The sequence below is a fragment of the Synechococcus sp. H60.3 genome (genome assembly GCF_047462295.1).
Taxonomy (GTDB): domain Bacteria; phylum Cyanobacteriota; class Cyanobacteriia; order Thermostichales; family Thermostichaceae; genus Thermostichus.
The window spans coordinates 22612-28728 of record NZ_JANSIY010000022.1 but is presented as its reverse complement, the minus strand read 5'-3'; the positions used below and the strand labels follow the sequence as shown (position 1 = coordinate 28728).

The window sequence follows — 6117 nt, the reverse complement described above, 5'->3', positions numbered from 1 at the left end:
AGGGTAGGGGGGCGAGGCTGGATCAGCTCTTTCCAGTCTTGGTTGGGATTGTCTTTTATGCCTTTTTTAGCTACACCTTGATGGTGATTGGACAAAAGCTGAGTGTACCCAATGCCTGGTTGGCCTGGATCCCGATTGGGAACGCTTGGGTAATGTGCAGGGCTGCTGGCAAGCCAGGCTGGTGGGTTCTCCTCCTTTTTATTCCCTTAGTCAACCTAATTTTCTTCATCTGGGTAATCTTTGCCATCCCGCCCCGGCTCAACAAATCTCGATGGCTGGGGCTGTTAATCTTCTTGCCTCTAGTGGGGGCCTTGGCTTATACGAGCGTTCTGGCCTTCACGTAGACTCACCGAGCGTCCTTGCTGTCGATTGCCCCAGGCGGCTCGTGACCAGCCTGCCAGCAGCTAGCTCTGGCGCTTTACTTTCCCGATAGCGAGCGTTAACTGGGTGCTTACTTCAGCCGGCTCCCGAGTAGAGTTGTTGCCACTAGAAAGATGAAGCTGCCACAGCTCTCTGCCAAGAAGGGGATCCTCTGGCAGCGCTCTCCTTGTTTTTCTGGGAAAAGAGCTACCACTTGAGCAGGTTGAAGCTCTCCATGTCGATGGTGGCCCGGTTGCGGTAGATCCCCAACACAATGGCCAAGCCCACTGCCGCCTCGGCAGCCGCCACGGTGATGACGAACACGGAAAACACCTGGCCGCGAATCAAGCTGGAGTCAACAAAGTTGGAGAAGGCCATAAAGTTGAGGTTCACCGCGTTGAGCATCAGCTCAATCGACATCAACACTCGAATGGCGTTGCGACTGACGATCAAGCCGTAGATGCCGATGCAAAAAAGAACTGCCGCCACCACCAAAAAAAACTGCAGTTGCAACATCGCAAGAGGCTCCAGTGGATACAGATGAGAGGGGTACCAGGAAAACTCTGGGCTGTACGTCCGAAGCAATCGGGTTTAACGGGTGCTTACCAACTCTGCTCGCCGTTCTGACTCGGCTTCAAGCTGGGGTCGGGCTCGCTCCAGCAAACTCAGATCGCCTTCTCCGGCTTCGGGAGCAACAGACTCTCGACGCGCCACGACAATGGCCCCGATCAACGCCATCAGCAGCAAAACAGAAGCCAGTTCAAACGGCAACAGATAATCGCTAAAGAAATGCCCGCCAATCACCAGAGCACTGCTTAGAGGCTGGATCGCCTGCAGAGGCCAAGGGGTGTTGAACGCCATCACGGTGAGCAGGGCAAACAGACCCAAAGACACCACCGCCGTCACTCCATTGCGCAGCCAGCCCAGTTTCAGAGGAGCAAAGGTGTAGCGCCGGTTCACCAGCATGATGGCAAACAGGATCAGTACGTTGACAGCGCCGACGTAGATCAACACTTGAGCGGCAGCCACAAAATCGGCATTCAAGAGGAGGTACAGCCCAGCCATGCTCAGGAAAACGCCCCCCAAGAGAAAGCCGGAATAGACGATGTTAGGGGCCCAAACCACTCCTAGGGCAAAGCCAATGGCCATCGCCGAGAGCACCCCAAAGGTAACCAGTTGCACGCCTTCTGCAAGGGTCATGGGATCTTCGTCCTTAACAAATCGCTATCGCTGCTCCCTTACCACTGTACTGTCCCGGCGGATTTAAGAGAAGCCCAACCCCCTTGTTCAATCGATAGAGAAATCTCTAGAGTTGGGTCTCACCAACTGCCGCCTGCTCCGCCGCCGTCACTGCTGCCGCCCCCGAAATCTCTATCAGAGTCTCTATCAGAGCTATCAGAGGTACTTCCAGAATCCCTCTCGGAGTCACTGTCCCTAAGTGGCGGGATCACCACTGTTCTCTCGCTACGGTACTGGCAAATCGGGCAGGTTAGGATCTCCAACTTCAAACCGCTGGAGGAATAGGTTGCTTCCTGGAGAATCTGGGTAGTGAGGTCAAGGGTAAGGGCTTGACACCGGGGGCAATAAAGGTGGCGACAGGAGGTGCCTTCGCGCACGACCACGGCCATCCCCTGACAGGCGGGGCAAAACCAGCCGTAGTAGCGGGCTCTGCGCTGGCTTTTAGCCAGGCGATGCGCTGGGGGAAGTTGCTTATCCAGAACTTGCGGCTGGATGGGGCGCAGGGGCCGACCGCAGCTTTGACACACCACCGGCTGAAACGGGATCCCACGCTTCGAGCCCAAGATGCCGTCGGTGGTCACAACTGCCAGGAAGGGCAGCACCAGTACCAGCCAGTTACCGCTGACCGACATCAGGAAGAGACCAAGGCAGAGGGAACCGGGATAGAGAAGCCGGCGAATGGGGGCGCTCTGGAGCGAGGAGAGGACAGCCATTGTCCCCTGCTCGCGGCGTGTTAGCGACAGGACTTTCGCTCCTCCCCGCTCGGCCTTGAGATAGACCGGCAGGCGGGAGCGCCGCCACCCCAGCCCTAGGAGCAGGATCCCCAGCAGCAGTAGGCTCCCTTCCAGCAAGCCTTGAGCAACGGCCAAGGCTTCCCTTCCATCTGCTCGAGGAACGGCTGCAGGGGAAAGCGCAGAGGAAGCTTGAACCTCGGCAACTGGCTGCCCCTGCAGCACTGCAGTTAACTGCCGTACTCCTGACAAGGTGCCGCCATCGAAATCCCTGTTGCGAAATTTGGGTAGAATGTGCTGGTCGATAATCTGCTGAACGCGGCTGTCGGGAAGGATGGTGGCCAAACCCCTGCCAGTTTCAATTTCCACCCGCCGATCCCCCACCGAGATGAGAAACAACACGCCGTTGTTGCGACCGGCCTTGCCAATGCCCCAGTAGTTAAATAGCTGCGTGGTGAACGCTTTCGGCGTGGCATATCCCTGAGTATTGGGTACCGTCACCACCGCCATCTCGGCAGTGGTACGCTGCTCAAGCTGGGTAAGGAGACGGTTGAGCTCGTTTTCAGTGCTGCTGCTGAGGATGTCGGCGGTGTCGGAAACCCATCCTCCATACTGGCGGCGGGGGTTGGGCACTTGTTCGAGGGCAATGGCCCAAGCGGGCTGCGGGATCCACAGCGATACACTGAGCAAGACTGCCGCCCAAACTTTTGGCATGGCTCACCTGGCTGAGCGCTGCCTTGGTTTTAGCACAGCCCCTTTGGATGGAGATGCATCTGCAACACGGAACTGTCTAGAGGCGTCTTGACAGTGCCTTTACGGGCTCGTTTGTGGACTGCGTAAGAATCCCCCCCTTTAGGCGGTGGGAGTGTCAAGAACGCAACCACTTCCAAAGTTATCCCGAATACCAATGAGACGAACACCCCCTCACCCCTAGCCCCTCTCCCAGAGGGAGAGGGGGGAAGTGGATCTTGCCGTTCTCTATCACTCAGGGTCAGCTATCCCTGCCGGATCCTCCCAGTGAAGCGGATCCGGCCAGGTTTCTTCTTGCCATTCCACCTCAAAGCACTCCTGGGCCATTTGGAGAAAATGTTCCATCAAAGCAGGGATCCCCGGCGCTGTGGGGCAAAGGTCGTACAGGCCAATCACCTGCGAGCCGGGCAGGTATCGTTCCCACAGCTCGAAATTGGGCCGCAACAGCAGGGATCCCTGTTGCAGGATCCCCCAAGGTTGCCACAGTTGGGCATTGCCCATGAGCTTTTTGCCTCCCCAGCTGAGATCGGCGCGGGTACGGGCAGCAAAGCAACTGGTTTTGTTGCGGTAGCCCGAATCTAGGGTTGGGCGGTTCTGGCCATGGGTTCGGTTGTGAGCGAGGATTGGATCCACCTCAACGCCCAGTTCTGCCAGCCCCTTTACCCAAAAGCGGCAGCAGAAGTCGTACACGCAGGCCCGCTGCAAACGGGGCAGCCGAGCTTGGAGGTAAGACAGGGGCAGCACCAGGCTGTAGGTGAGCTCTGCTCCATCTTCAGCCGCCTGGTGTAAGACCGCTCTTCCGCCAGTGGGACGGCGCACCACCGGAATCCCTGGCGCTGGATCCGGCCAGGCCTGGTGCCGTCCCAGCGAGAGGGTAAGCCGATCCCAGCCGTAAAAGCGCAAATAGGGTCTAGGGGCGTGGCGCAGCCGCTGCAAAAGCCAGGTATCTTGCTCCATTTGCCAGGTGCCGGCGGCTACGCAATAGGGCAGCCAGTAGCCTGGGGATCCCATCCTGATCGCGCCGCGGCTCAAGCTTTGGGAAACTCAGCCTGGAGCTGCTCATCGTACTCATCGGCCAAGCTGGCCACAAGGGTGATGGCGCGCGAGATCTCGCCGGCGCTGATCCCTTCCAGAGTGCGGTGGTGGTTGAGAACCACTTGGTTGTTCCAGATGCAAAAGCGCGCTTCCAGAGTGTCGCTCCAATTTTTCTCCAGCAGCTTCTGCATGAGCTTAGCCGGCTCCGCCACCGGCAGAGAGAGAACGGGAGACCAGACCAACAGGGTATCTTCGGGGGATTCGCCGCTCAGGTGGACGAACACTTCGACGCTGCCGTAGGTGAATTTCCAGGTGTGCCCCTGCTCGTGGTTCTCATAGGCGGCATCCTCCTTGAGGCTGGAAACCACCGCCGAGACGATCTCAACATAGCGAACAGGTTCCTCCAACACCGAAAAAACCTCTGGAGAACGGTCAACGAGCGGCTCGCTGTAGGCCATGATCTTTCCCCTACTCCCTGTCCAACCACCTTAACTATACTGCCTAGCACCCCGACCTAGTCGGTCGCCTCTCTCTCGGGATCCGGCTTGGGCCAGAATGGAGCTGTTCGACGTTGGGAAAGCGGCTGATGCCCCAGATTCAAGTGCAAGGACGCACCCTCGTCTGTGAGGTGGGCACCAACCTGCGCCAGGTGCTGCTGCAGGCCGGGATCCTCCTCTACAACCCACCGGCTCATGTCCTCAACTGCCGCGGTCTGGGCACCTGTGCCGTACAGATCGAAGGGGCTGTCTCCCCCATGGGCTGGCGAGAACGGGCCCGTCTATCTTTGCCACCCCATCAACCCCCATCCACCTCGGCGGCGCAGAGCGGCAACGGGCTGCGCTTGGCCTGTCAAGTACAGGTGCTGGGAGATCTGAAGGTCACCAAATGGCCAGGCATGTGGGGGCAGCGGATCCCTACGGCCTCTCAAACCTGAGGAAAGCGCTATGGCATCTCCATCCCACTCCCCCCCGAAGGCTGTTGGCATTTTGGGAGCTCTGCCGGAAGAAGTGGCCATGCTTGCCGAAGCGATGGAAACTCGCTCCATTCATCACCACCTGGGGCGGCAGTTCCATCAGGGATCCCTGGCTGGCCAACCGGTGGTGGTGGTTCAAGGGGGGGTAGGTAAGGTACGGGCAGCAACCACGGCAGCTCTGCTGGTGACCCATTTTCCTTTGCGGGGCATCATCTTTACTGGCGTGGCCGGCTCCTTAGCCGATCACCTCCAGATGGGGGATGTGGTGCTGGCCCATGCTGCCATCGAGCACGATTTCGGCACTGGACGCCCTGAGGGCTTTGTCTTAGGGATCGACTTCATCCCTGAACTGCGCTACCCTCTGGCAGAAGCCGATAGCGCCTTCTACGACTTAGTCGTGGCCCAATCGGAGCGGATCCCTCTTCACTCCCTACACGGACGGCAGCCGGTCATCCACCAAGGCCTGGTGGCCACCGGCGATGTGTTCGTAGCCGACGCCGAGCTGCGCCGCCAAATTCGCGAGCGCACCGGGGCACTGGTGGTGGAGATGGAAGGGGCAGCCGTGGTGCGGGTGGCTCAAGAGGCCGGGATCCCTTGTCTGCTGGTGCGCTCGGTCAGCGACGCGGGGGATGAAACCGACTTCCTCAGTTTTTTTCAGGTGGCGGCGCTAAATTCAGCAGCCGTTGTCCACACTGTCTTGCAAAGCTTACCCCACCTCTCCTCCTAAGCCTGCTGCCTCGTCCAGCTCCCCCAGCAGCAGAGAACCTTAGAACGAGGCAGAGCCCCAGCCCTTTCCCCGCACGAGCGACCTTTTTCGGTCTCGGTACAGTTATGTAGCCAGAGTCGGAGCGAAAGGATTTGAACCTTCGACCCCCACTACCCCAAAGTGGTGCGCTACCAAGCTGCGCTACGCCCCGACGCACCTAAGCCAGAGAGAATCTCTGGAGGTGCTTTACTAATCTAGCTTTTAGAACTGGATCTCGGCAAGGGGGAGGTCTTGGTGGCCGGATCCTGTAGAAGACATGTTAG

General features: G+C 58.7%; 8 protein-coding genes and 1 tRNA gene. 3 read left to right on the top strand and 6 right to left on the bottom strand.

The genetic code is table 11. From position 1 onward, the window contains the following. Nucleotides 1-344, top strand: a 344-nt coding sequence (locus NW841_RS04120) for a DUF5684 domain-containing protein (RefSeq protein WP_414385511.1), incomplete at its 5' end; no start/stop codon positions are given. A 223-nt stretch (nt 345-567) separates the two neighbouring features. Here NW841_RS04120 and nuoK read toward each other — a convergent pair. The 5 genes from nuoK to NW841_RS04095 all read right to left on the bottom strand — a co-directional run bounded on the left by nuoK (nt 568) and on the right by NW841_RS04095 (nt 4573). Next, a complete protein-coding gene (nuoK, locus tag NW841_RS04115; RefSeq protein WP_414366802.1) occupies nt 568-873 on the bottom strand; it encodes an NADH-quinone oxidoreductase subunit NuoK in 306 nt (101 codons plus the stop codon). 78 nt (nt 874-951) lie between these two features. Then, a complete protein-coding gene (locus tag NW841_RS04110) occupies nt 952-1560 on the bottom strand; it encodes an NADH-quinone oxidoreductase subunit J (RefSeq protein ID WP_414376463.1) in 609 nt (202 codons plus the stop codon). A gap of 119 nt (nt 1561-1679) precedes the next feature. Then, on the bottom strand, nt 1680-3044 hold the full coding sequence (locus NW841_RS04105) for a TPM domain-containing protein (RefSeq protein WP_414385508.1): 1365 nt from the start codon (nt 3042-3044) through the stop codon (nt 1680-1682). A 267-nt stretch (nt 3045-3311) separates the two neighbouring features. Next, nucleotides 3312-4091 (bottom strand): lipoyl protein ligase domain-containing protein, encoded by a 780-nt coding sequence (locus NW841_RS04100; RefSeq protein ID WP_414385505.1) that lies wholly within the window; start codon nt 4089-4091, stop codon nt 3312-3314. Nucleotides 4092-4108: 17 nt separating this feature from the next. Then, complete coding sequence (locus tag NW841_RS04095; protein ID WP_414364896.1) at nt 4109-4573, bottom strand: YbjN domain-containing protein; 465 nt, start codon at nt 4571-4573, stop codon at nt 4109-4111. A gap of 128 nt (nt 4574-4701) precedes the next feature. Here NW841_RS04095 and NW841_RS04090 point away from each other — a divergent pair, with 128 nt between their 5' ends. Further along, nucleotides 4702-5049 (top strand): (2Fe-2S)-binding protein, encoded by a 348-nt coding sequence (locus tag NW841_RS04090; protein ID WP_414371497.1) that lies wholly within the window; start codon nt 4702-4704, stop codon nt 5047-5049. Nucleotides 5050-5059: 10 nt separating this feature from the next. Then, nucleotides 5060-5815, top strand: a complete 756-nt coding sequence (locus NW841_RS04085; protein WP_414364900.1) for a 5'-methylthioadenosine/adenosylhomocysteine nucleosidase — start codon at nt 5060-5062, stop codon at nt 5813-5815. Nucleotides 5816-5931: 116 nt separating this feature from the next. Here the strand turns inward: NW841_RS04085 and NW841_RS04080 are convergent. Then, a tRNA-Pro gene (locus NW841_RS04080) sits at nt 5932-6005 on the bottom strand. Nucleotides 6006-6117 lie beyond the last annotated feature (112 nt).